Origin of the sequence: Actinosynnema sp. CS-041913 (genome assembly GCF_050942485.1) — a bacterium.
GTDB lineage: Bacteria > Actinomycetota > Actinomycetes > Mycobacteriales > Pseudonocardiaceae > Actinosynnema.
Genome location: NZ_CP192037.1, coordinates 6211313 through 6235238, shown reverse-complemented (window position 1 = coordinate 6235238; position 23926 = coordinate 6211313). Strand labels below are relative to the sequence as shown.

16 protein-coding genes and 1 pseudogene are annotated in these 23926 nt (G+C 73.2%); 5 read left to right on the top strand and 12 right to left on the bottom strand.

The window, feature by feature from the left end; translation table 11 throughout:
• Positions 1-7: 7 nt before the first annotated feature.
• Positions 8-1309, bottom strand: coding sequence for a M28 family metallopeptidase (locus ACQPZF_RS27775; RefSeq protein WP_433261788.1), 1302 nt, complete (start codon positions 1307-1309; stop codon positions 8-10).
• 246 nt (positions 1310-1555) lie between these two features.
• On the bottom strand, positions 1556-1960 hold the full coding sequence (locus ACQPZF_RS27770; protein WP_433261786.1) for a hypothetical protein: 405 nt from the start codon (positions 1958-1960) through the stop codon (positions 1556-1558).
• A 206-nt stretch (positions 1961-2166) separates the two neighbouring features.
• On the opposite strand from ACQPZF_RS27770, the gene ACQPZF_RS27765 reads away from it, so the two are divergent.
• Entirely contained in the window at positions 2167-3786 is a 1620-nt protein-coding gene (locus ACQPZF_RS27765) for a helix-turn-helix domain-containing protein (RefSeq protein ID WP_433261784.1), read from the top strand.
• A 45-nt stretch (positions 3787-3831) separates the two neighbouring features.
• Here ACQPZF_RS27765 and ACQPZF_RS27760 read toward each other — a convergent pair.
• Together ACQPZF_RS27760 and ACQPZF_RS27755 are read right to left on the bottom strand one after the other, a co-directional pair.
• Positions 3832-4775, bottom strand: a pseudogene (locus ACQPZF_RS27760) (DNA polymerase domain-containing protein).
• Between the two features lie 66 nt (positions 4776-4841).
• A complete protein-coding gene (locus tag ACQPZF_RS27755) occupies positions 4842-9125 on the bottom strand; it encodes a hypothetical protein (protein WP_433261782.1) in 4284 nt (1427 codons plus the stop codon).
• 31 nt (positions 9126-9156) lie between these two features.
• Between ACQPZF_RS27755 and ACQPZF_RS27750 the strand changes: the two genes are divergently transcribed.
• From ACQPZF_RS27750 to ACQPZF_RS27740, 3 genes are all read left to right on the top strand, one after another.
• The gene (locus ACQPZF_RS27750; RefSeq protein WP_433261780.1) at positions 9157-9525 is read left to right on the top strand and encodes a hypothetical protein; all 369 of its coding nucleotides are present in this window, start codon (positions 9157-9159) and stop codon (positions 9523-9525) included.
• Between the two features lie 70 nt (positions 9526-9595).
• Complete coding sequence (locus ACQPZF_RS27745) at positions 9596-10258, top strand: hypothetical protein (RefSeq protein ID WP_433261778.1); 663 nt, start codon at positions 9596-9598, stop codon at positions 10256-10258.
• A gap of 11 nt (positions 10259-10269) precedes the next feature.
• A complete protein-coding gene (locus tag ACQPZF_RS27740) occupies positions 10270-11385 on the top strand; it encodes a hypothetical protein (RefSeq protein WP_433261776.1) in 1116 nt (371 codons plus the stop codon).
• Between the two features lie 47 nt (positions 11386-11432).
• Here the strand turns inward: ACQPZF_RS27740 and ACQPZF_RS27735 are convergent, their stop codons facing one another.
• From ACQPZF_RS27735 to ACQPZF_RS27705, 7 genes are all read right to left on the bottom strand, one after another.
• Complete coding sequence (locus ACQPZF_RS27735; protein ID WP_433261774.1) at positions 11433-12701, bottom strand: CHAT domain-containing protein; 1269 nt, start codon at positions 12699-12701, stop codon at positions 11433-11435.
• A complete protein-coding gene (locus ACQPZF_RS27730) occupies positions 12698-12925 on the bottom strand; it encodes a hypothetical protein (protein WP_433261772.1) in 228 nt (75 codons plus the stop codon). The genes ACQPZF_RS27735 and ACQPZF_RS27730 overlap by 4 nt, the downstream gene beginning before the upstream one ends.
• Before the next feature lie 30 nt (positions 12926-12955).
• Positions 12956-15067, bottom strand: a complete 2112-nt coding sequence (locus ACQPZF_RS27725) for a hypothetical protein (protein ID WP_433261770.1) — start codon at positions 15065-15067, stop codon at positions 12956-12958.
• Between the two features lie 42 nt (positions 15068-15109).
• Complete coding sequence (locus tag ACQPZF_RS27720) at positions 15110-16642, bottom strand: hypothetical protein (RefSeq protein ID WP_433261768.1); 1533 nt, start codon at positions 16640-16642, stop codon at positions 15110-15112.
• A 207-nt stretch (positions 16643-16849) separates the two neighbouring features.
• Complete coding sequence (locus tag ACQPZF_RS27715; protein WP_433261766.1) at positions 16850-17467, bottom strand: Crp/Fnr family transcriptional regulator; 618 nt, start codon at positions 17465-17467, stop codon at positions 16850-16852.
• Positions 17468-17622: 155 nt separating this feature from the next.
• Positions 17623-18324, bottom strand: a complete 702-nt coding sequence (locus ACQPZF_RS27710) for a Crp/Fnr family transcriptional regulator (RefSeq protein ID WP_433261764.1) — start codon at positions 18322-18324, stop codon at positions 17623-17625.
• A 112-nt stretch (positions 18325-18436) separates the two neighbouring features.
• The gene (locus ACQPZF_RS27705) at positions 18437-19642 is read right to left on the bottom strand and encodes an ROK family transcriptional regulator (RefSeq protein WP_433261762.1); all 1206 of its coding nucleotides are present in this window, start codon (positions 19640-19642) and stop codon (positions 18437-18439) included.
• A 159-nt stretch (positions 19643-19801) separates the two neighbouring features.
• Here ACQPZF_RS27705 and ACQPZF_RS27700 point away from each other — a divergent pair, with 159 nt between their 5' ends.
• The gene (locus tag ACQPZF_RS27700; RefSeq protein ID WP_433261760.1) at positions 19802-20515 is read left to right on the top strand and encodes a GntR family transcriptional regulator; all 714 of its coding nucleotides are present in this window, start codon (positions 19802-19804) and stop codon (positions 20513-20515) included.
• 135 nt (positions 20516-20650) lie between these two features.
• Here ACQPZF_RS27700 and ACQPZF_RS27695 read toward each other — a convergent pair whose 3' ends face one another.
• Positions 20651-23875 (bottom strand): DUF3376 domain-containing protein, encoded by a 3225-nt coding sequence (locus tag ACQPZF_RS27695; RefSeq protein WP_433261758.1) that lies wholly within the window; start codon positions 23873-23875, stop codon positions 20651-20653.
• Positions 23876-23926: the final 51 nt, after the last annotated feature.

The following is a 23926-nucleotide window of genomic DNA, read 5'->3' as shown; positions in this document are numbered from 1 at the left end:
CCGCGGCTCAGAACTGGAGGTGCCAGCCGTTGAGCGTGCCGACGTCCTGCGGGCCCGCGTCGCGGACGCGCAGCTTCCACACGCCGTTGGCCACCTCGCCGGAGGCGTTGACGGGGTAGGTCGTGACGAGGTTGTCCGCGCTGTCGCTGCTGGAGTTCTTCACCCGGAACGCCGTGCCGTCCGGCGCGACCAGGTCGATCACCAGGTCACCCCGGTAGGTGTGGGTGATGTCCACGCCCACCACCAGCGTCGACGGCGCGTTGCCGGCAACACCGGAGACGGTGATCGAGCTTTCCACGGTGGCCTGGTCGGGCAGGGCCAGGTCGTCGCCGTTCTCGAACTTCCTGCCGGGCGCGTCGCCGATACCGGCCAGCGTCCACAGCGCGTACGCGATGGCGTCGCTCATCCGGTCCAGCGACGTGGTCTCGATGTTGCTGATCGTGTCGCACGAGCGGTGGTAGCAGCGGTCGAACGCGACACCGGCCGAGCCGCCCCACTTGGACGCCTGCGCGGCGGTCTTCGTCGTCTCGGCCCCGGTGAACAGGCCGCCGACCGCGATGCCCGCCCGCGCGAACGCCGCGTGGTCGGAACGCCCGCCGACCGACGTCAGCTCGGTGGCCACGACGCCGCTGAAGGCCGCCTGCAGCGTCTGCTGGAGCTGCGCGGAGCCCGCGGGCTGGCCGCTGGCGCTGTAGACGAAGTAGCCGGGGTTGGGCGAGCCGATCATGTCGTAGTTCAGGTACGCCTTGATCCGCGACCGCTCGGCGGCGGGAAGCTGGTTCACGTAGTAGTTGGAGCCGATCAGCCCCAGCTCCTCCGCGCCCCACCAGCCGAACCGCAGGTGCTTCTGCGGCCTGAAGTTCTCCCGCGCCACGGTCAGCGCGACCTCCAGGATGCCCGCCGAGCCGGTGCCGTTGTCGTTGATGCCGGGGCCCGCGCTGACGCTGTCCAGGTGCCCGCCCATCATCAGGGTGTCGTTCACGTCGCCGCCCGGCCAGTCGGCGATCAGGTTGTACCCGGTCGCGCCGCCGTGGGTGAACTGCTGGATGGACGTCGTGTAGCCCGCCGCGTCGAGCTTCGCCTTGACGTAGTCGATCGACGCCCGGTACCCCGGCCGGCCGTGCGCCCGGTTGCCGCCGTTGCTGGTGGCGATCGTCTGGAAGCTGTTCAGGTGGGCCTGGACGTTGGACAGCGAGATGTCCGGCACGGCCAAGGCGGCGCCCGGCGCCGCCGTGACCGCTGGTGGGCTCAGCAGTGCCGCGACGAGCAGCAGGGCGCTCGCCACCGGTGTCGTCCTCTTCAGGGACATGGCTGCCTCCGCAGGGATGTAGGGAAAGCCAACGATGAGCCTGCGGGCTGGCGCAATCCGGCGGTAGCGACGTTCGTCGTGGCACATTCGGACGCAAATACGGCATCTCGATTTATTCCATAGCTTCAGTGTAGATTGGAATAAATCTTCGGTCAGTGAGTGGCGCGCCCACGAACCGCACTGACCAGCAACTATGCTGCGGACCGCTCCTCCCCGGCGCGGAGCGGCCCCGTTCGCCGCACGGACTCAGCAGTCCAGCACCTTCATGATCACCAACTTCTCGTAGCCGTGGATGCGGTGGTCGCCCTTCCCGCCTATCCAGACCTGGGGCTTGACCCCCACCACCTTGATCCCGGTGGCCGTGCAGGGCAGTCGCACGCCGTCGTAGTCGACCGTCGGCGGGGTCGATTGCCCCGGCCGCAGCACGTGGTGCGGCTTGCGCCAGTCCTTGATCGCCACGACGTCCTTGTCGCTGGCGTTGACGACCGAGCCGCAGAAGTACCACGGGAACGGCGGGCACCAGTAGCTGCCGCGGGGCGACGCCTCGCTATCCGCCAGCCCCTCCGCCGGTGTGGTGGAGGCCGACGCGGTGCCCGCGGTGGACAGTAGGGCGGCTGCGGCGAACACTGCTGTCCCTAATGCGCGTTTCATCGATGAACTCCCCTTCTCGATGCTCGCCCCCTCGTGGCGGCGATGGCGACGACCACGTTCGGCCCCGACCGGCCGCGGCGGCAACACGATGGGGCCGATCCGGGACGGTGGGCCGGACGATCGCGGCCCACCTGCGGAAACGGTTACGCCGTGGCACGTGCCGTGGGATGCTCGGGACGGGAGACGAGCGCACATCGAGGGGAACGATGGCTCGGGCAGCACATCAGGCCGCCTTCGCGGCGCGTCTGCACGAACTCAAGGAACGCAGCGGGCGCAGTTATCAGGCGCTCGGCCGGCGTTGTGGGCTGAGCAGCTCCACGCTGCACCGCTACTGCACCGGAGGCGGCGTGCCCGCCGAGTTCGCCCCGGTGGAGCGGCTGGGCCGGTTGTGCGCGGCCAGCCGCTCGGAACTGGCCGAACTGCACCGGCTGTGGCTGTTCGCCCGAGTGCAGCGCGAAGTCGAACGCACCGGCGAACCCCAGCCGCCGACGCCCGCTGCGGACCGGCCGACACCCGTGCCACGCCGGCCTTCGAGGCGTCGGGTGGGGGCGTGGCGGGCCGGTGTCGGCGTCGCGCTCGTCGTCGCGCTGATGTTCGGACTGGTCACGGCGGGCCGGCGGGTGCCGGAGCAGGTGGCCGCGGGCACGGCCGGCCCGGTGCCCATGTGGACCAACAAGCCCATTCGGGTGAGCAGGGAATTCGTCGGTGTCACGAAGAACGCCGCGAGCCCGCACATGCCGCAGTTCGGCGTGGGTTCGCTGCGGCTGTGGGACTCGGGCACGCGGTGGCACAAGCTCGAACCGGAACGCGGACGATTCGAGTGGTTCAGGCTGGACCGCCTGGTCGACCCCGCGGTGCGGGCCGGGGTTCCGGTGCTGCTCACCCTGGGCGGAACACCGGCGTGGGCGAGCCCGGGTGGTCGGGAGACGCGTTACGGCGACGGGTCGAGGACGTCACCTCCGGACGACCTCGCGGACTGGGAGCGGTTCGTCCGCGAGTTGGCGACCGCCTACCGGGGCCGGATCGCCGGGTACGAGCTGTGGGACACGGCCAACCAGCAGCAGGGTTACAGCGGGACGGCCGAGACCCTGGTGGCGATGACCGAACGGGCCGGCCGGGTGGTCAAGGAGGTCGATCCGGCGGCCACGGTGGTGTGTCCCGGCATGGCCGAGCTGTGGGCGCCCGGGGCACGGCAGTGGATGGAGCGGTTCGCGGAACTGGGCGGTTACCGGCACTGCGACGTCCTGGGCGTGAAACTGCACCCGCGCCAGGCGTCCGACCCGCCGGAGTCGATGCTCGAACTCGCCACCGAGATCGAGAGGTCGCTCTACCGCGCGGGCGCGCAAGCGCTGCCGATGTGGAACATGGGCCAGGGCTTCTCCACGCCGCTGGAGCAGCCTCTGGACCCCGAGCCGGCGGCGGACCACGCGGTTCGCTACTACCTGGTCAGCCTGTACGCCGAATACCGGAGGGTGTTCTTCTACAACTGGGGCAGCGACCGGATTCCGATCGTCCTGCAACCCGACGGCGGCAAACCCACCCGGGCGGCGCGGCACGTCGAAGAGCTCGGGTCGTGGCTCACCGACTCGCAGAACACGTCGTGCGGCCAGGGGAGCAAGGTCGGCCTGCCGGACAACGTGTGGCGGTGCGGGTTCACGAAGGGCGACGAGAGGTTCGACATCCTGTGGACCGACCGCGGCTCCGCGCGGCTCGCCCTCCCCGCCGACGTGGCAGCCGTCGAAGCCATCGACGGGGTCTCCCGGACGGACCGGCCCAGCGGATCTCTCGACGTCACCGGCCGCCCGGTGGTGCTTCGCCTGGAGTAGCCGTCGCCGGGGGCTGCCTTGGTCGTCCGCCTCCGGGTCCGGCGGCTAGCTGCGGCGTTCGCGGGCCCGGCGTTTGCCCTCGTGCATTGCGACGACCCGGGCGACGGGGATCTGGTGGCCCTCTTCGACCAGGTCTGGCGGCAGGGCCTGTGGTTCGGGCAGTCGTTCGGCCCACGGGTCTGTCTCACCGAGCAGGTCCAGGGCCGTGCGCAAGGTGAAGTCACGGGGTGTGATCCGGTCCAGGTCGTCCCATGCCACGGGGAAGGACACGGGCGTGCCGGGGCGTACGCGGGGGCTGTAGGCGGCCACCACCGTTCCCCGTAGGCACGGGTGGAGTCCAGGAAGACCTTGCCCTCCCGCTCCTCGCGGATGTAGGCGGTGGTCGCGACGGTCGGGTCCAGGCGTTCCGCTCGTGCCGCCAGCGCCCGGGTTGCCGCTGCCGCGTCGTCGTCGCTCGCCGTGATCGGCACGAAGATGTGCATTCCCTTGGCGCCGCTGGTCTTCACCGCGCCGGCCAGGCCGCTGTCGGCCAACGCCCGCTGGACCAGGCGGGCCGCGCCCACGACGGAGGCGAAGTTCTCGCCTTCCGGTGGGTCGAGGTCCAGCACGAGGTACGTGGGGTGTTGCCGGTCGTCCGTCCGGGACAGTGTCACGTGGTACTCGATGGCGCGTTGGTTGGCGAACCAGAGGAGGGTGCGTCGGTCGTCGCAGAGGGCGTAGTTGACTTGTCGCTTGGACGCTTCGGCCCACAACTGGGTGGTGCGCACCCAGTCCGGGGTGTACTTGGGGACGTTCTTCTGCATGAACGCGTCCTGCCCGCGCAGCACCCTGATCACGGACAGCGGTCGTCCGGTGAGGCCCGGCAGGATCCGGTCCCGCACGGCGTCGAGGTAGTCCACCAGGTCCCGTTTGGTGGCGTCGGCCCCGTCGAACAGCGGCTGGTCGAGATTGGTCAACGACACACCGGCACGTTCCTCAGCAGCAGCCACGCCCACACCTTCCCCGGTCGGGCGTGGGCAGGCAAGTCAGTGTCGGGTGTGTCAGTGCCGGAGGTGTCAGTGCCGGACGTGTCGGTGTCGGAGTGCGCGGCGGAGGGCGGGGTGTCCGGCGAGCCACTGGTAGGCGTCGTCGGGGTCGGTGGCCCAGAGGTCGAGGGCGTTGCGGGCGGCGGGGAGCAGGGTGTGGTCGTGGTCGGCGGCTTCGAGCAGTGGCTGCCAGTCGCCGAGGTAGGACAGTCCGATGAGGCGGCCTCGTTCGGCTTCGGGCCAGGGGCGGCTCAGGAGGTCGTGGATGGTTCCCTCGTCCGCTTGTCGGGCGAGGAAGCCGAGGACGGCCGGTATGTCGGTGGCGGCCGGTTGTCGCTCGCCGCCCCGGTCGACCACCGTGCCGGTCAGCGCCGGCAGCAGGTCGATGATCGTGGGCAGGGCCGCGCGGAGGTCGGCGGTGGCGGTGGCGCGGATCCACTGGACCGTGTCGGTCGTGGTCGTGGGCCGGTGTGCGAGCAGGGCCTCCCGCGCCTCCGGGTGGAGCGTCCAGCCTGGTCCCGCGCCGGCGTCGCGGTGGAATGCGAAGCTGGCCAGCGCTTCGATCGCCGGCACGTGTTCTCCTTGGCACAGCAGCAGTTCGAGGTCGTCGCGGCTGCTGCGGGTGGTGGTCAGGGTGGTGGTCCACGGCCACCGCAGCCGGCCGGGCACGTCGCGGTCGGCCAGGTCGGCGGCGCAGGTCCAGGCGAGTCGGACGCCGGCGGGGGAGTCGGTGGCGAACACCGCCGAGACGAGCGCGGCCAACGGTTTCCCGTCGGTCACGTCCGGGAGCAGGTCGCGGGCCAGTCGGGCGGCGTCCTCGGGGAGGTCGAGTTCGCGGGCGATCGAGGCGGCGGCCAGCAGGCGGTGCGGTGGGTCGTCGGCCTTGGTCCGGTGGAGGAGTTCGGCGGCTTGGTGAGGGTGGTGGCGGAGCAGGTGGTGCGCGGCCCGGTTGGCGCGTGCCGGGTCGGGGTCTTCGGCCGCCGTGACGAGGGTGTCGGCGTTGTCGGTGGTGGTGCGGTCGGCGACCAGGGCGGCGATGGTGTGGTGCAGGTCCGGGTCGAATCGTCTCAGCCACAGCCAGTCCTCGGTGGCCGTGGGCGCGAGTTCGGCGCGTTCTTCCGCCAACGCCAACGCGGTGGCGACGTCGTCGGTTCCGGGTAGCAGTCGGTCGAGTGCGGCCAGCCGGTCGCGGGCGGCTGTGACGTGTCGGTCCCGCACGTCGTCGGGCAGTGCCGTGCCCAGCGCGCGCAGTGCCCGGTAGGCGCGGCCGGCCAACGTCCAGGGCTCTCGCGGGTGGACGAGAGCGCCCAGCAGGAGTTCGAAGCCGTGCAGTCGGGCTCGCGCGACGATGTCCAGCGCGGTCGCCCACAGGTCCGTGACGCCGTCGTCGGTCAGCGCGGTGTGGACGGCGGCGGCGAGTTGTCGGGTCAGTTCCCGGTGTGCCGCACGGGGATGGGGTTTGCGGTGCAGTGCGTCCAGTCTCGACAGGGCGGCGATCCGGGCCTGTTCCGGGGCGCTGGAACAGGCGGCCACGTCGCCGAGTGCGGCGGACGCTTCGGCCGCCGCCAGCGCTTCGGCTGCCTCGGCCCACGCGTGCGGACCCGCAGCCGGGTCGAGCAGGCAGTCGCGCAGCTCCGCGGTGAACTCCCGGCGGTCGCAGCGGGCGGCGGTGAGCAGCCGGCCGGCCAGCACGGTGTCGAACTCGGCGACGCGGCGCGCGATGTCGGCTGCCGTGGCCGTGTCGACCTCGGGCAGGGTGACCAGGATCAGGCCGGCCTCCGCGCACCGGCGGCGGGCCAGGCAGGCGGGGATGCGGTCCGGTGTGCGCAGCAGGGCCTGGGCGGTGAAGTAGTCCTGGTGTGCCGGGTCGAGGAATTCGACGCGGTGGCCGACCCGGCGCAGGACGCCGGTCGCGATCAGGCTCTCGTCGGGCTCGTCGAGTATCGGCGTCCCGGTCAGCAGGTGCCCGGCGAGCCGTTCGCAGTAGGCGCGGGCGGCGTCGTGGTGTGGCAGGCCGACCGGTTTCCAGGGGTGCGGGAGGTGGTCGAGGTCGCCGGTCGCGCGCACGTGCTCGACCAGGGTCGCCAGCACGCCGGGGCGGTGCGGTCCCGCCCGCCGCCAGGCGGGGTCGTCCAGCACGGTGGCGAGGAGGTGGTCGATGCGGAACGAGTGGTGGCCGAGCGCGCCGAGGCGGTCGTGCAGGAACGTCCACATCCCGGAGGGGTCCATTCCGTGCATCCGGACGACCTCGAACCCGGCGGGACCGGTGTCGGCCCGGCGGGTGCAGCGGACGATCGGCGTGCGGGGGTAGGTGTGCCGGGTTCGGGCCGCCCAGTCGCGGGCGGCGACCTGGTCCGGCGGGTCCAGGACGAGGTGCACCGCGCCCAGCGCCAGGGCCTGTTCCGCCACGCCGCCGAAGCCGAGCCGGGCGACCTCGCCGATCAGGTCGTCCGGCACGTGGTCGAGCAGCAGTGGCATCCGGCAGCGCGGGGTGCCGCCGCACACGGCCACGGCGGCGCGGTGGACCAGTTCGCGGGCGGCGGTCGACTTGCCGATGCCGGGCTCGCCGACCAGGTTCACCGCGTCGTGTTCGACCAGCCGGGACTGCACCGGTTCCAGGTCGAGGTAACGCAGGTGTTCCCCGGTCGTCTCGCCGACCGTGCGGGCGGCGGTGTCCGCGCAGCGTTCGACGACCAGCCTCCGTCGGTAGTCGGCGATCAGGTCTTCGACGTCGTGGTCCCCGGCCGCCGCGGTCAGCCGGGTGCAGAGGACGACCATGGCATCGGAGCGGGGCGGCATCAGCACCGGGGCCGCGTGCGTCGCGGCCACCGCGAGTCCGGGTCGCCAGTGCCGGAACGGATCGGGCTCGGCGATCCACTCGGACAGCACGCCCGCGACGATCGCGGTGGCGGTGAGCTTCGCGGGCGTCTGGAGTTCCGGTCCCCACTTGAGGGTGCGGTGGGCGGCGATGAGCAGTTCGTGCGCGTAGGCCTGCCACCACGGCTGGCCGGCGTCGGGCGGGTAGTGGCGGTGCGCCTGCCGGCGGATCGCCCACAGCAGCCGGAACGGCCCGTGCAGGCGGTCGCCGAGCAGGACGAGGCTCGCGGCCTCGGCGGCGTCCGGCGCGACACCCCCGTCCACGGCGCACGAGGTCAGCGCCAGGACCCGTTGCAGGTCGAGCAGGTCGTGCCGGTCGAGGTCGGCGAGCACATCGCGCACCAGCCCGGTTTCCAGCCAGCAGTAGTCCTCCTGCTGGGGCCGGTCGGGCGCGGTGCGCGCGTAGTCGATCAGGAACGGCTGCCAGTCGGCCTCGATCACGTTGCGCGGGTTGAGGTCGCCGTGCGAGAACGCGAACGCCCGGCCGCGCACCGGTTCGGTCAGCACCAGCGGCAGCGCGGCGAACGGGTCGGCGATCACCAGCCCGTCCGTCGCGCCGGCCAGCCGCTCGCGGCGCTGGTCGCCACGGGTCTCGACCACGGTGCCGTGCAACGTGATGTCCTCGTCCGGTATGTCCACAGTGGACGAAGGGTCGACCCGTACCGCGATGTCGTCGCCGAGCAGCACCGACGGGTCGTCCGGATGCCGCCGGCGCAGGCCGGTGAGCACGATCGGGTCGCCACGCCGCAGATCGTCCGGCTCGCCACGCAGGGTCGTCCGCAGCACCTCGTCGTGCGGTGTCGGCGCGGGAGAGGTCCGGTCGATCCGCGTGCCGTGCACCCGGACGGTCAGGTTCGGGCCGAGCCCGGTGTTCCGCGACCGCGCCGACTTCGCCGACCGGACCACGTGGCACCGGTTGTGCAGCACGTGTCCCACACCGTCGAACAGCCGGTCGAGCAGCCGGACGGTATCGTCCACTGTGGACTGACCGGCGAGCGTGGCGCGGACCACCTCCTCCAGCGTGCGCAGTTCGGCGGCGGGCCGTCCCGCGTACTGGCCCACGTGGTCGTAGACGACGACCGCCGGACCGGTCCCGCCGCGGACCGCTTCCGGGCTCGCCGCGACGATCGGCGCGCACAGGGCGTTGGCGGCGGGTTTCACCGACTCGTGGAAGGCCTGCCACTCCCGGCGCAACTCCTCCGGCGCGTCGAGCTTGGCCACGTGGATCACCTGGTGCGCCCCGCGCCGCACGGCCAGCCGGGCCACGACCGCGCCGCTGCGCCCGCCGCCGAGCAGCCGGGTCACCTCGATCTCGTCCACCGGGGCGGGCCACCCGCCCTCGCCGTGGTCGGCGATCCGGCGCAGCGCCGCCCGGAGTTCGGCCCGCCGCCGCGGCGGCAGGTCGACGTCGGCGAAGGTAATCTCGGGTGGGGTCACGCTCGGTCATCCTCGGAGTGGGGGAGCGGTGGTGCGTCGGAGTCCCGGGGACGAGTCCCTGGTCTGGACGAGGTTGTGCACCGGGTTCCCGGAGTACGCGGCGGAAGCCGACCGGTTCGGGATCGGCGGCCGGTGGCGGGACCTGGTCGACGGGGTGCGGCGCGGCACGGCGCGCGCCCGGGAGGTCCGGCTGTTCCTGGCCGAACTGGCCGAGCGGCGCGGGCACCTGGAGGACTTCGCCGGGCGGGACGGGACCTGGTCGGTGACGACGGAGGAGGACGCCGCGCCCGGCGCCTACGCGTGCCCGGCCGGCCGCTGCCGCCGCCGGGACGCCGTCCTGCTCGGGCCGCCGCCGCGCTGCGCCGCGTTCGACCGCGCCATGGTCGACCCGATCGGGTGATCTGGACGCGTTCCCGGTGTTCTGCCAGGGTGTTCCGGACAGCGCCCACCGCGGGAAGAGGGGCGAGCGGATGTCCCGGACGCCGGTGCGGATCTCGTTCAGCGCCCTGCTCAGGGTCCGGGACGACGACCGCTTCGTGCTGTTCCACTCGCCCACCCGGCCCGGTGTGTGCGGCCCGCCGGGCGGCGTGATCAAGTACTTCCCGCCGGCGGCGGGCGTGCTGGAGCGGCTGGGGTTCGACGAGGAGCGCACGCCGCCGCGGATCGAGGTGGCCGGCATGGACCTGCGCGGGCTGCTGCCCGCCGGGTCGGTGCGCCGGTTCCTGGCGTGGTTCGCGACCGGCGCGTACCGGGAGCACGCCGAGGACTGCCTGCGCCGCGAACTCGCCGAGGAGTCGCTGGAGGTCGGGCTCGGCCCCACCGCCGAGAACCTGCACGAGGCGCGGTTCGCCCACGTCCGCACGGTGGTGGAGGGACCGGCCGCGGTGCCGGGCAAGCCGTACCGGCAGCTCCGCCGGTTCGAGGTCTACGACCTGGTGACGGGCAACGGGGTGGGCCTGCGGATCACCCGGCGGCTGGCCCGTGCCGGCCGGGCGGCGGAGCACCCGGACGTGGTGTGCGCGAGCCGGTCCGACATCCGGCACGGCAGGCTGGGCCGGCTGCTGATCGCGCCGCAGAGCGCGTTCCTGATGGGCGGCGTCAGGCTGACACCGGACCTGCCGCCGGTCCGGTGAGGGGCGGCGACGTGCTCGGCACGGTGGAACTGGCGTCCCCTCCCCGCCGCGTCGGCGTGGTGGCGCTGGCCCGGCCGGTGGTGTCGGCCGGTGGCGCGGTGCGGTTCGGGTACACGCTGCCCGCCGGCTCGCCCGACCTGTGCGCGCTGTCGGCCGTGGTCCGGTTCGACGACCCCGCCGTGCGGGCGCACGACCTGCGGGTGGAGCTGCCGGAGCCGGGTCACGCGACCACGGCGTGGACCATGCGGGACGGCACCGCCGGCTGGCTGGTGGGCGACCCGCTCGGAATGTCACCGGTGCCCCGCGAGGGCTGGTTCGAAGTCGTCCTGGACACCTCGGCGGTGCCGCTTGCCGTCTCGGGCGTCTCGATAGCCGGCCCGGACCGGCCGTCCGATCAGGAGGCGTCGATCTCCGGCCTGATCCGGGTGCACGGCACGGCGGTGCGGACCGGTGTCGTGCGGACCGCACGGCGGCACGCCGCCGGTGACCGGCCGGTGCGGTTCGAGGTCGCGGTCCCGGGCGCGTCGCGCCCCGTCGCCGCCCGCACCGCGCCCCGGCCGGCGGTGCGGCTGTGCCTGGCCGTGGACACCGAGCAGTACCGGCGGTTCGCCGTGCCCGAGGCCGCGCGGGCCCAGCGGCGGTTCGTCGAGCTGCTGGACCGGGCCCGCCGGCGGGCGGGTCTGGACGACGCCGACGTGGACGTCGAGCCGTCCGGCGACGGCGTGTTCGTGCTGCTGCCGGCCGGCGTGGACGAGACCGTGGTGATCCCGAGCCTGGTGGAGGGCATCCGCGCGGGCCTCACCGACCTCAACCGCGACCTGAACGACCGCGCCCGGCTGCGCCTGCGGGTCGCCATGCACCGGGGGCACGTCGCCGCCGGGGCCAACGGGTGGCTGGGCAGCGCCGTGACCACCGTGCACCGGCTGCTGGACTCCGACGCGCTGCGGCGGGCGCTGGCCGACACGCCCGCCGCCGACTTCGCGCTGATGGTCTCCGACGTGCTCTACCGGGACGTCATCGTCGACGGCTACCAGCCGCTGGACCCGGGCGAGTTCGCCGCGGTGGTGGCCGCGGTGCCGGCCAAGCAGTTCGCCGAGCCCGCCTGGCTCTACGTGCCCGGCGCCTGATCGGAGGGCGCGGCACGGCTGCTGTGCGGGCTGGGGCCGCGCCCTCCTCACCCCGGTTTCCCCAGCAGCAGCGGAGCCTCGAACTCGCCGCTGATCGTGTCGTCCAGCCGGATCTGCACGCACGCCATGCCGAACGCCTTCTCGACCGGCTCGCCCGCCGCCAGCGCCTGGTAGAACCCGACGCTGAACGCGATCGCCGCCGCGTCGCCGATCCGCTGCCGCATCCCGATGACGTGGCCCACGTGCGCGGCCACCGCCTCGGCCAGCGCCACGGTGTCGCACGCGTTGACGATGACGCACTCGACGGTGTCCGCCACCTGCTCGAACAACGCGGCCAACCCGGCCACCGGCACCAGCCGCGACATGCCCACCTCGTTCTCCACGTACAGCCGGCCGTCGGACTCGCCGTGCCCGGAGAAGTGCACGATGCGCGGGCGGACGTCCAGCAGCGCTTGCGTGATGTCCCGCGTCCGCACCGCGCTGCGCTCGTGGAAGTCGAACGAGTCGCGGGCGCTGCCCAGCCGCAGCATCTCCTGGATCGTCCGGGACTCCGCCGCCAGCCGCAGCGTCTCGGTGTCGCTCGGATTGGCGGACAGGTACAGGATCCGCGTCTTCTCCGCTGCCTGACCCGCCGTCGGACCCGAGGCCGGGCGCACGTGCACCGGAACCGTGCTGCGGGCCGACCGGAACAGATTCGCGTCCGTGCGGCAGTCCACCCTGAGCTGCACGGGGACGTGCGTGCCGGTGCCGGTCGGCCGCACGTGCGCGGTGAACTCCGCCTCGGCGCCCGGTGGCAGCACCCCCAGCACCTGCCACGCGTCGTCCTGGTAGACGTCGAACGGCCCCGAGATGCCCACCTCCACCTCGACCAGCACCGGCACACCGGTGTTGACCACCCGGCCGCGCAGTTGCGACCACTGCCCGTCGGGCAGCGTCCGGTCCACCAGCGTGACGGCGAACCGCGGCTCCGGCACGGGCGCGGCCTCCTGCCGGGGCGTCACCTCGACCTCCGCCCGGAAGTCCGTCACCCGGCGGCTGTCGCCCCGCGGATCCCGGTAGGAGAAGTTGCCGCTGCCCACCCGCCACCGGCCCACCGCGTCCGGCCGCACCCGCAGCACCCGGTCGAAGCTCGCGCCGGCCTCCAGCCGGGCCACCTCGATCCGAGGCGCCCCGCCGAGCAGCGCGAGCTGTTCGGGCAGCTCCAGCTTGAGCACGATGCGGGTGCACGGCCCGGCGGCGGTGTTGGTCAGCCGCACGGTGAGCGCCACCGGATCGCCCGCGCCGACCCGGTCCGGCGTCACGGACACGTCGATCACTGCGCGCCCCCCAGCGCGACCGCCCTCGGGTGGTGCCGCTGCTTGCACTCCTTGCAGTGCAACGCCAGTTGTGCGGAGTGCCGGTCGGACTCGGCGAACGCCTCGTCCACGATGCGCACCCGGTCGTGGCGGCACAACGGCTTCCCGCAGTGGTGGCACACCGCGTCGATGAAGACCTGGCCCGCGCCCTCGCGCGCGTGGCACTCGGCGCATTCCCACGCCATGGTCGGATTCCCTCCTGCTGTCCGGTGTGCTCAGGTACGGTCGAGCTGCCCGTCGATCCACGCGCTGACCTCGCGGAACGCCTGCTCGGAGATGCTGCCCCCGGCGAACCGGGCAACCAGCTCCGCCCGCTGGCGCTCAAGCTCGGCGACCCGCGGCGGAACTTCCGGCCGGTGCCGGTGGTCGGCCCCGAACGACTCGGCGGCCCCACCAGCCGGCGCGCCCGGCCCGTGCGGACCGGTGTGCCCGTGTGGACCGGTGTGTCCGTGTGGACCGGTGTGCCCGTGCGGACCGGCGTGTCCGTGCGGACCGGCGTGTCCGTGCGGACCGGTGTGCCCGTTCTGCGGAGCCGGCCGGGCGGCCCCGACCGGCTCACCAGGCGTTCCCGACCCGCCGCTGTCGCCGAAGAACGCGTCGGGCGCAGGGCCGGACCGGGCCTGCAGCGCCTGCCGGATGATCGAGCCCAACCGCTCCCACGACGCCTCGATCTGCTGCTCCATCGCCTTGCTCGCGTAGGAGCCCTGCACGGACAGCCGCACCCGGCTGTGGCCGCTCTGCGCCCGGATGTCGCCGTTGTGCAGCTCCTCCCCGGTCAGGCTGAGGCGGAAGTCGATCGGGTACACCCCGTCGTACCCCCGGCCCGCGATGTCCCAGTACCGGTTCATCACGTGCGCCTTGCCGCTGGTCCGCGCCGGGTTCTCCACCACCCGCTTGACGTAGTAGCCCTCGTCGCTCAACGCGTTGGTGAGCCGCGCGACCGTCTCGTGGTCGGGGATCACGCGGGGGAACTCCTCCGTTTCCGGCCGGTTCGGATCCCGGTCCCGGTCGGGCACCACCAGCACGTCCTGGTAGCGCACCCCGGCCAGGCTCAGCTCGAACGTCACCGCCACCTCCGTGCCCGCCTTGCCCGCGGTCACCTCGTCGCCGCGCCTGCCGCCCAGCGGGAGCAGCACCTCCACCCCGGACAGCCCCGACAGCGTGCTCTTGAACCGCGCCGTCGCGTGGCCCCGCAGGACGTCGGCCATCGAGATCCGCTCCTCGAACTGCACGGACAGGGTGAGCCGCCCCGAGGAGCGGATCTGCTCGGTCAGCACGATCTGGCTCCACTCGACGCACCGCACGAGCTGCTCCGGGTCGTCCGGATCGGGCTGCTTGCCCACCAGCGGCCCGAGGTTGGCCCGTTCCACGTTGCCCCACGCCACCGGCACGTACAGGGTGATCGGCTCCAGCTTGTCGATGACCAGCGGCGCGCCGCTCGGGCCGACCGCGCTCCACCCCACCTCGATCTCCAGCGTGCGCTGGTCCTCGCCGGGGCGCAGCGCCGGCGTGAGCCAGATCGGCACGTGGTCGGGTTCGCGGCCGGGCATCACCGCGTAGGCGGCCCGCATCTCCCACCGCGCGCCGGTGCGCCCGTCCGCGGCCTCGAAGAACGGGTGCCCGCCGGTGTGCCCGGTCAGCGGCACGACCGGACCGGCCATCGCGGGGTCGGCGAACTCCGCGCCGGTCTCGCCCCGCAGCACGGCGAACCCCGCGCAGTAGGCCACGCCGTCACCGGGCGAGAGCCGGTACTTGCGCTGGTACAGCCCCAGCCGGTCCAGATCGGCGCGGGCGAACGTCATGGACACCACGAGTTCGCCCGCGGCGCGGGAGACCGTCGTGTGGTACCCGCCCCCGGCGTCCAGCCGCAGGCTGCCCGTCAGCTTCTCCCGCACCCTGGCCGAGTCGACCTTCGGCATCAGCGGCAGCGGCGGCATGGCGCGCTGCGCCTCCTCGACCCGCTGCCGGTCCAGCCAGTAGGCCACGCCCGCCGCCGCGCCGCCCAGCAGGAACACCACCAGACCGGTCGGGAAGTGGAGGAACATCAGCAGCACGCCGAGCGCGGCGAGCGCGGCGGCGCCGAGCAGCTCCCGCAACAGCCTGCGCCGCACGACGTGCCGGCAGTCGTCGCAGTGGAACGCGCGCGGCACCTCGATGCCCAGGTCGGCGAACTCGCGGCTGAGCGGGTTGCCGTTCTCGTCCAGGACGCCGTGCGCGTCCTGTCGGCACATCAGCCGGCCGCAGTGGTGGCAGGCGGCGAACAGGTCGGTGGAGCCGCATTCGCCGCACCGGGCGCGAGGCGCGCGCGGCACCACTTGGGTCGTCATCTTCCTTGTCCCCTCGGGGTTTCTCGCGGATGTCGATCGAGGTCAGCGGTGGGCCTTGAGCCGTTCGAACAGCTCGCGGAGGTTGAGCTGGAGCGCGTTCATCACGTGCGTCAGCTCGCGGCTCGTGCCGGGCAGCGCGCCGCACATGAACACCTTCAGGTCGCCGCTGTCGAACGTGGTCTTGAACGTCTGCCCGCCCGCGAGCTGGTTCTGCCGCTCGGTCTGGAACCGGCGGCCCTCCAGCAGCAGCCATAGCTGCATGACGTCCGGCCCCGCCGCGCGGGTGGCCCACAGCAGGTGGCGCATCGCGTGCTCGCCCTGCCCCGGGTAGGCCAGCGACTCCTTGATCTCGAAACCCTTGTCCTCCAAGGCGGACCGGATGTCGGAGACCCGCATGTCGTCGGGGATCACCTCGTCGAAGTAGAGGTGCTGGCCGGGCATCATCAGCCGGCGGTTGAACGCGTCGTCCAGGATCACGCTCAGGTCGGTGGTGATCCGGCTGGTCAGCCGGGGTCGGCCGGGGACGCGGACGCCGCGGGCGTCGAACAGCCGGGCCCGCAGGCCGGACAGCAGGTAGTCGTCCACCTCGACCTGCACGGTGCCCTGGACGTCCGGCTGCTTGTACAGCTCGCCCGGCTGCTCGATGTGCAGGTGCAGCTTCGCGCTGGCGAACCGCAGCGTGTCGCCGTGCGGCTGCCCGTCGGCCTGGTCGCGCGGGTTCAGCAGGAACATCGGGACGTCGCGCCACTCGATGCTGCCCGCCGCCGGGTCGTAGCCGATGGGGAAGCCGCGGCCCTCGTCGTCCTCCAGGCTCAGCGCGCCCAGCGAGGTGATCGTGGGCCACCGCAGCGACACCCGGCCGACCTTCGGCCTCAGGTCACGGGTCTTGCGGTGGTTGGGCAGGTGCAGCACCACCTGCACGGACAGCCGCAGGTAGGAGCGGAACGAGATCTGCTTCGACAGCTCGTGGCCCACCTGCCGGAGCTGATCGTGCCCGAACGTGGTCACGGTGAGCAGGTCGTGCAACTCGGTGCCGTCCGGGTCGATCAGGTCCACGTGGACGTCCACCGGGCGCACCCGCAGCGCGTCGTCGGCGGGCGTGTAGTCGTGCCGGATCTCGCAGGCGGAGCGGTCCGCCACCAGGCCGCGCTCGCCGAGTTCGGCGATCGGGACGGTGATCGGCACCGAGCCGTACCCGGCGGACAGGTCCAGCACCTCCGACAGGTCGGTGTGCGAGTGGTCGCCGAGCGCCAGGTGCCCGATCAGCGCCCGCTCCGGCAGGGACTCCCCGGCGGTCACGTCGGCCAGCGCCTGCCGGGTGAAGTGCTCGGCGCCGTCGTAGGGCAGCGTCAGGTCGATGCGGCCGGTCGGCTCGCTCTCCTGCTGGAACGACCGGTTGCGGGAGATCTCCTGGCGGTAGTGGTAGTGCTCGGTCAGCGACGCCTCGGCGAGCATGGCGCGGGCGAACGCGTCGGGGGTGTGCGGGCCGCCCTCTCGGTGCGCGCCCAGCGCCTGGCGCACGCCCACGCTCATCGCGTCACGGACCTGGGCGAACCTGTGGCGGGGATTCGGCATGGTTGAGCCCTTTCACCGCGTTTCCGCGGTTTCGGTGCCGGGTGGGGTCGGAACTCGGTGCGACACATGGGTCCTGCGGAGCTGCCCTGAACGGTCCTGCCGTCCGGAGTCGCATTTCCTCCTGGTGGCGGTGATGTGGTGCGCGGCGGGGGATCGGGCACCACTTTGTGACACTTCGCTACGACAGACCCCGTATTGGTACGGGATTCAGCCGTTCAATCCGCCGTTCCGGCGGAGTCCGGCCAGATCGGTGATGACTATCCGTCGGCCGCGCTGCTGCAGCAGTCCGTTGCGCCGCAGGTCCCGCAGCGCCTTCTCCACCGAGCTGAGCGCCACCCCGGCCAGCGCCGCCAGCTCGTGCTGGGTCAGCGGCACGTCCAGGCTCCACCCCTCGGGCGTCCGCCTGCCGTGGAACCGCACCAGGTCCGCCAGCACCCGCGCCACCCGCGCCGGGGCCGGGCACACGATCATGTCGACGCACCGCGCGTGCAGCCGGCGCAGCCGCTCGCTGAGCATCCCGGCCAGCGCCAGGCACGCCTCGCTGTGCCGTTCCATGAACTCCGCCAGCTCGCTGCCCTTGATGACCCGCGCGGTGGCCGGTCCGCTGGCGATCACGGTCGCGGTGCGGCGCTCGTTCTCCAGCACGGCCATCTCGCCCAGGAGGTCGCCCGGTCCGCGCACGGCCACCAGCAGGTCCCGGCCGAACTCCGAGGTCACCGTGATCTTGACCCGCCCGGACAGCACCACCAGCACGTGCCGGTGGTCCTCGCCCTGCCGCATCATGCGCTGGTGCGGCCGGTAGCCGACCTCCGTGCCGAGGCTCAACAGCGCTTCGCGGTCCCGGCCGCGCAGCCTGCCGAGCAGCGTGTGCTCCGGCCACGGCTCGCGGTTCAGCGTCGACCGCCCTGCATCGTCCGCCCCCTTGTCGGCCCGGTGTGGCGATTCCGCATCGTGGTGCCAGGCCGGCCGCGGTACCCCGTCTAAATACGGGGTCGGCCCGAGTGCGGTTCCACCAGCGCCCGCATCGACCCCTGGTCCAAAATCGTCACCGACCGGTACCCGGTGTCCGCCAGACCGCGTCTGCGCAGGTCCGCCAGTACCTTGTGGACGGTCGGCTCGGCCGCGCCGACCAGCGCCGCCAGCTCCGGCTGGGTCAGCGGGAAACCGATGCCGATGCCGTGCGCGGTCGGCTCGCCGTGGTCGGCGGCCAACTCCAGCAGCACCCGCACCACCCTGGTCCGCACCGGGCAGCCGGTGAAGTCGATGCGGCGCTGCGTGGACCACCGCAGCTTCGCCGCCACGCTGCGGCTGACCGCCTCGGCCGCCCCGGGGTGGCGCAGCAGGAACTCGTGGAACGCCGCGCTGGACAGCACGCGCGCCCGGACCGTGTCGGCCGCGACGGCGGTCGCCGACCGGGGCTGCCCGTCCAGTGCGGCCAACTCGCCGATCAGGTCGCCCCGACCCCGGATCGCCAGCAGCGCCACCCCGCCGTCGGAATTGCCCGCCGTCACCTTCACGTACCCGCTGAGCAGCAGCGACACGTGCGAGGACCGCTCGCCTTCACGGAGCAGGACCTTGCCGGGCGGGTGCCGCACGGACACGCCGGCCGTCAGCAGGTCGTGCTCGGCCGCCGGCGACAGCGTGGACATCAGGCTGCCGGACCGCCACGTCCCGTGCGCCATGCGACTCCCTGGCCGTCTCGTCGTCCCCCGCGGAGACGTCGAGCGTGCCAAGCCGGGTGCCCGCCGGGTATCGCGCGCGTCCACGTTCACCCGTCTGCCGGGCACCGCCTGGTCACAGCAGCGCGGTGAGGCGTTCCTCGACCTGGTCCAGGGCCATGCGCACGGCGCCGAGCGCGACGTTGCCGGTGCCCAGCGCCGACACGCGCAGGTCGATCGGCACCAACAGCATGCGGCCCAAGCGTTTGCGCACGGCGTCGAACAGCACGTCGCCGGCGCGGGACACGCCGCCGCCGACCACGACCCGCTGCGGGTCCATGATCAGTAGCTGCACGGCCAGACCGCGGGCGAACCTGGTCGCGATGGTGTCCACCACGGACAACGCCGCCGGGTCGCCCGCCACGGCCGCGTCGAACAGCGGCGCGATGTCGTCGGACGTCGCGAGCCGGTCGCGCAGCGGGCTCTCGCAGCGCTGCACGCCCAGCCGCAGGATCTCGCCCGCGCCGACCAGCCGCTCGAACGCGCCCAGCCCGTCGGTGGGCGGCTTCGGCTCGTCGTCCAGGTCGGTCACCAGGTCGATGAACCCCAGCTCGCCGGCCGCCGACGACGCGCCCCGGTACGGCTTGTCGTCGATCACCATGCCGGTGCCGATGCGCTCGCCCCACTGCACGAACAGGAGGTTGGCGCCCGCCTCGCCACGCCACCGCTCGGCGACCACGGCGAGGTTGACGTCGTTCTCGATCCCGACCGGGCAGCCGAGCCAGTCCCGCAGGTCGGCGATCACCGGCAGGCTGCTCCAACCGGGGATGCTCGGGGCCAGCACGACCTCGCCGCGCTCGTGGTCCACGATGCCGGGCGTGCCCACCGCTGCGGACCACAGGTCGGTGGGCGTCACGTCGGCCTCGGCGGCGACCTCGGCGAGGGTGGCGCGCAGCAGCGTCACCAGGTGCGATCCGGTGGGGCGGGGCGGGGTGGCGACGCGGCGTTCGGCGAGCACCGTGCCCGCCAGGTCGGCCACCATCACCAGGACCTTGTGCGGGCCGATGTCGATGCCCGCCACGTGGCCCAGTTCGGCGCGGAAGCGCGCGCGTTGGGCGGGGCGGCCGATCTGGTGCTCGGTGGTGCCCGCGAACTCGGCGATGCCGGCCTCGGCGAGGGTGGTCAGCGCACGCGTCACGGCCGGGCGGGACAGGCCGGTCGCCACCACCAGGTCGGAGACGGTGGCGGTGTGGCCGGTGGCGTCGCGCAGCGCGTTGAGCACGGCGGTGGCGTTGATCCGCCGCAGCACGTGGGGCCCGCTGGCCGCTGATCCGGATGACACCCCAGCCTCGCTTTCACCTACGTGCCGCGCACGCTAGCAGAGCCAAAGCCTTGACAAGTGGTCCAGACCATAGCAAAGTATCGAACGGTTCGTTACTAAGTGCGCCCAGCTCACGTCCCTGCGGTGAGACACGGCTCGGGGGAGGCCACGGTGGAAGACGTGAAGTACCGACTCATCGCCGATCACCTGATCGGGGCGATCGACCGCGGCGAATACCCGGTGGGCAGCGCGCTGCCCACGCTGCACGAGCTGATGAACCGCTTCGGCGTGGCCCGCGGCACCGCCCGCGCCGCCGTCGCGGTCCTCGTCGCGCAAGGCGTGGCGACCTCCAAGCAGGGCCTGGGCACCCTCGTCTGCGGCACCACCACCCCGCCGGACCAGCACCTGCCGCGCATCCTGCCCGACGGCGCGACCTACCCGAAGGTCGTGCTCAGCGGCTGGGCCGCGGCCGGCCCGGACATCGCGGGCCGCTTCGGGCTGGCCACCGGCAGCCTGGTGGTGCACCGCATCCGCCACCACCACACCGGCGCGCGGGTCACCAGCATCGACCAGCAGTGGCTGCCCCGAGTCGTCGCGACCACCATCGAGCAGCACACCGGCCACGACATCTCGGACCGCAACGACACCCCGCAGCCGGACCTGACCCCGTTGCTGCGCAACGCGGGCCTGGACCCGATCGTGGCGACCGTGCAGCTCGACGCCCGCCTGCCCAGCCGCTCCGAGGCGGACACCCTCAACATCCCGGCCGACGCGCCGGTCCTCATCGTGCACCGCATCACGCACGGCTCGTCCGGCACGCCGGTCGAGGCGACGACAACGGTGTCGAGCACCGGGGGAGCGGCCCCGAAGTTCACCATCCCGCTGACCGGCTGACCCTGCCTGCGCGGCTGACCCTGCCTGCACGGCTGACCCCGCCCACGCGGCCGACCCCGCCTGCGCGGCCGACCCCGCCCACGCGGCCGACCCGGCCCACGCGGCCGACCCGGCCCACGCGGTCGGTCCCGGCGCTCAGGCCTCGGCCGTGGCCCGCTCGCCGACCGGGACGTCCCGCTCGGGCTCCGCGATCCGGTCGACCCGACCACCACCCGCCGGAACCGGGCCGGGCACGGTGGGCGCGTCCGGGAACCGCTTGGTGAGCAGAGAGGTCTCCAGAGCCAGCGCCAGGTACACGACCAGCATCGCGGGCCACGGGCCCAGCGGGTCGGCGACCCACTGGAAGCCGAAGGTCAGCACCGCCGCGAGCAGCGCGGGCAGCGACCCGATCAGGAACACCCGCCGCCACCGGCTGCCCCCGCCGGCCAGCCCGAACCCGGCGACGCTCCACAACGACGTCAGCACGGCGAACCCGGTCAGCAGCCCCACGAACACCGACCGGAACTCCCGCACCCCCTCGGGCACGAACCCCAGCCACCCCACGACACCCGCCACCACGGCGGCCACCGTGACCACACCGACCAGCACCGCCCGCACGGTCGCCCACGGACTCCGCCGGTGCGGCCACCACCGCCACACCGCGCACCCCACCGCGACGCCCGAGCCGAGCGCCACCAGCACGTGCGCGGGCCGGCTGAAGCCGTCGTCGGTGGCCACGGTGACCGCGATCCAGCACAGCGCGGCGGCGGCCATGCTCGCCACCGGAGCCAGGAAACCGACCAGGACCGGCGGCAGCACAACGGGTTTCGCCACCGCGAACAGCCCCCGGACCAGCCGCGCCAGGCCGTCTCCCGCCGGCTGCACCGCCCGCCACGCCACCAGCCCGAGCCGCATCGCCGCGCGCCGCAGCGAAGACCTGGTCAGCAGGTCCCGCACGGACTCCGCGCCCACCTCGGCCAGCACGGCGTGCTCGGCCGCGGTGTGCTGCGCCGCCTGCTCCATCACCTTCGGCGCGGGCGGCAGGTCGCGGTTGTGGCCGGCCTCGTCGAGCGCCTTCAGCAGCGGGATCTCCTGCCGGAGGATGTTCCAGTGCAACCAGGTCTTCAGCAGCTCCGGGGCCTTCCGCGCCACGTTGTCCGCGTCGACGTCCCTCGGGAACGGGCCGATCAGCTCCGCCAGGTCCGGGTGGTCGGCCACCAGGTCGGTGTGCAGGTCGACCAGCCGGGTCAGCAGGCCGGCGCCGTCGGCCTCGGCGCGCTCGGGCCGCGCCACGACGTCGACCAGTGACGACGCGGCGTCCATCCGACCCCACGTCCAGTCGTTGAGCCGCCACCGCGACGACAGGAAGCTCGCGAAGTTCATCAGCGTGTTGCCGCTCAGCTTGCGGTCCACCCGGTCCTCGGGCTCGGGCGCGGCCCCGAACAGCAGGCCCTCCAACGGGCTGTGCGCGGCGGCGTTGATCGTGTGCAGCCGGATGTGCGTCGGCTCGGCCAGCGGGTCCGGCCGCAACGGGCCGAGCACGAGTTCCGCGTAGTCCAGCACCTTCCGCATGCCTGCCTCGTCGGTCGCGCCGGCCAGCGCCCGGAAGCCCGGCACGGCCGCCCGCTCCGCCAACTCGTCCCGCAGCACGGCACAGGTCCCGGCGACGTGGTCCAGCACGGCGTTCGAGAACGGCTCCGCCGCGTCGGCCGGGAGAGCGCCCAGCTCCTCGTGCACGGCCCGCCGCGCCACCTGCCCGAGCATCCCGACACCGCAGTCCCCGAGCCCGCCCGCGTCCCGCACGAACCGGTCCAGCCGCTGATCGGCCTCGGTCACCCAGTCGTCCACCCGGCTGCCCGGACTCCCGACCCGCAGCAGCAGCCGGTCCCGGGCCGCCAACAACACCTCGCAGGCGAACCTGGCCCGGTACAAGGACTCCCGCGCGTCCCGGAGCGCCTCCGGCGGCTCGTCCGAGGCCTTCTCGACGGCGTGCACCCAGTCCAGCGCCAACGCGACCGCACGCGCGCCCGCCAGCGGTGACCGGAACGACGTCCCGGCCTGGGCCAGGTCGGTGTCGACCGCGCCGCGCAGCTCCTCCAGCAGCGGCCACCGCTCCGCGCCCGCGAACGCGCTGGTGTCCGGGATGGGCAGCGGATCGGGGCCGACCAGCGAGATCGGGTCCTCGATCAGGCGGGCCAGCCGGTCCGCCTCCACGCAGGCCACCGCCTCGGCGTACCGCTTCCGGTCGTGTCCGCTCGGGTCGGGCAGGTCCGCGAACGCCGGGTCGCCGGGGATGCCGCCGGTCGCACCGTGCAGGCGCTGCGCGTTGGTCCACGCCTCGCGCAGCTCGGTGGCGTCCTCCAGCAGCGACTCGCTGTTCGCCTTGGCCCGCAACAACGCCCGGATCACGCCGACCAGCCGGGCCAGCGAACGGGCGCCGTCGGCCTCCGGCTTCGGCGGCGACGGCGGCACCGGTTCGAGGTAGAGCAGCCAGCGGTCGACGGACTGGTTCGCCGCCGCGCCCGCGATCGCCCTGATGGCCCACGCCAGCGGCACGTTGTCCAGCACCCCGCCGTCCATCAACTGCACCCGGCCGCTGCTGCCGTCGGGCGCGCACGTCTCGCTGATCAGCCCGTGGAAGTTCCGCTTGTCGCCGCTGCCGGACTTGACCACCTCGACCTCGGCGGGCTCGAACGCCGCCGGGAACGAGGACGTCGTCCGCGCCGCGTAGGCGAGCCGGTACAGCGTGCGGTCCCGGTCGTCCAGGGTGAAGTCGGTGAACATCGCGTCCGCCGCGCCGTCGCCGTGGTGGCGGAACACCAGGTGCGCGCGGGACCAGTTGACCAGCATCGACGTGCCCAGCGAGGTGCGCAGGTACTCGTTGCGCGGGTTCAGCCGGGTCGCGGTGAGGATGAGCCGCAGCATCGCCGGCGGCGCGACCGGCTCCGACTCGCCCACCAGCCGGTGGAGCTGCTCGTGCACCTTGTCGTGGAACCCGCACCCTTCGAGCAGCGACGGCGGCGTCCGCTCGTCCGGCTTGCGGGTCAGGCCTTCGAGATCGCCCAACCGCAGCCAGATGTCCCGGATCCGGCTGTCGAACGGCATCCCGTACATCAGGTGGCTGGCGAACAGCACCCCGTTCAACCCGCCCGCGCTGGTGCCGGTGAGGATGTCGACGGTCACCCGGTCGTAGCCGGACCGCTCCAGCAGGAACCGGTAGACCTTGCGCTGGGCGGCGTCGCAGTCGTCGGCGGTCGAGGGGCCGGCGAGCGCGGACCGCAACGTGGCGATCTCCCGACACGCGCCCCCCATCCAGACCGCGAGGCTGACGCCGCCACGCATGCACAGGGCGAGCCGGAGTTCCTTGGGCAGCACACTCATGAGTTCCTCCGCTCCCGCAGGGTCGTGCGCGGGTCGTGTACCTGGAGGTCG

What these genes read in the sequence shown, in the direction of transcription:
- ACQPZF_RS27775 (WP_433261788.1), bottom strand. Translation starts at nt 1,309, where the DNA reads ATGTCCCTGAAGAGGACGACACCGGTGGCGAGCGCCCTGCTGCTCGTC.
- ACQPZF_RS27770 (WP_433261786.1), bottom strand. Translation starts at nt 1,960, where the DNA reads ATGAAACGCGCATTAGGGACAGCAGTGTTCGCCGCAGCCGCCCTACTG.
- ACQPZF_RS27765 (WP_433261784.1), top strand. Translation starts at nt 2,167, where the DNA reads ATGGCTCGGGCAGCACATCAGGCCGCCTTCGCGGCGCGTCTGCACGAA.
- ACQPZF_RS27745 (WP_433261778.1), top strand. Translation starts at nt 9,596, where the DNA reads ATGTCCCGGACGCCGGTGCGGATCTCGTTCAGCGCCCTGCTCAGGGTC.
- ACQPZF_RS27730 (WP_433261772.1), bottom strand. Translation starts at nt 12,925, where the DNA reads ATGGCGTGGGAATGCGCCGAGTGCCACGCGCGCGAGGGCGCGGGCCAG.
- ACQPZF_RS27725 (WP_433261770.1), bottom strand. Translation starts at nt 15,067, where the DNA reads ATGACGACCCAAGTGGTGCCGCGCGCGCCTCGCGCCCGGTGCGGCGAA.
- ACQPZF_RS27720 (WP_433261768.1), bottom strand. Translation starts at nt 16,642, where the DNA reads ATGCCGAATCCCCGCCACAGGTTCGCCCAGGTCCGTGACGCGATGAGC.
- ACQPZF_RS27710 (WP_433261764.1), bottom strand. Translation starts at nt 18,324, where the DNA reads ATGGCGCACGGGACGTGGCGGTCCGGCAGCCTGATGTCCACGCTGTCG.
- ACQPZF_RS27695 (WP_433261758.1), bottom strand. Translation starts at nt 23,875, where the DNA reads ATGAGTGTGCTGCCCAAGGAACTCCGGCTCGCCCTGTGCATGCGTGGC.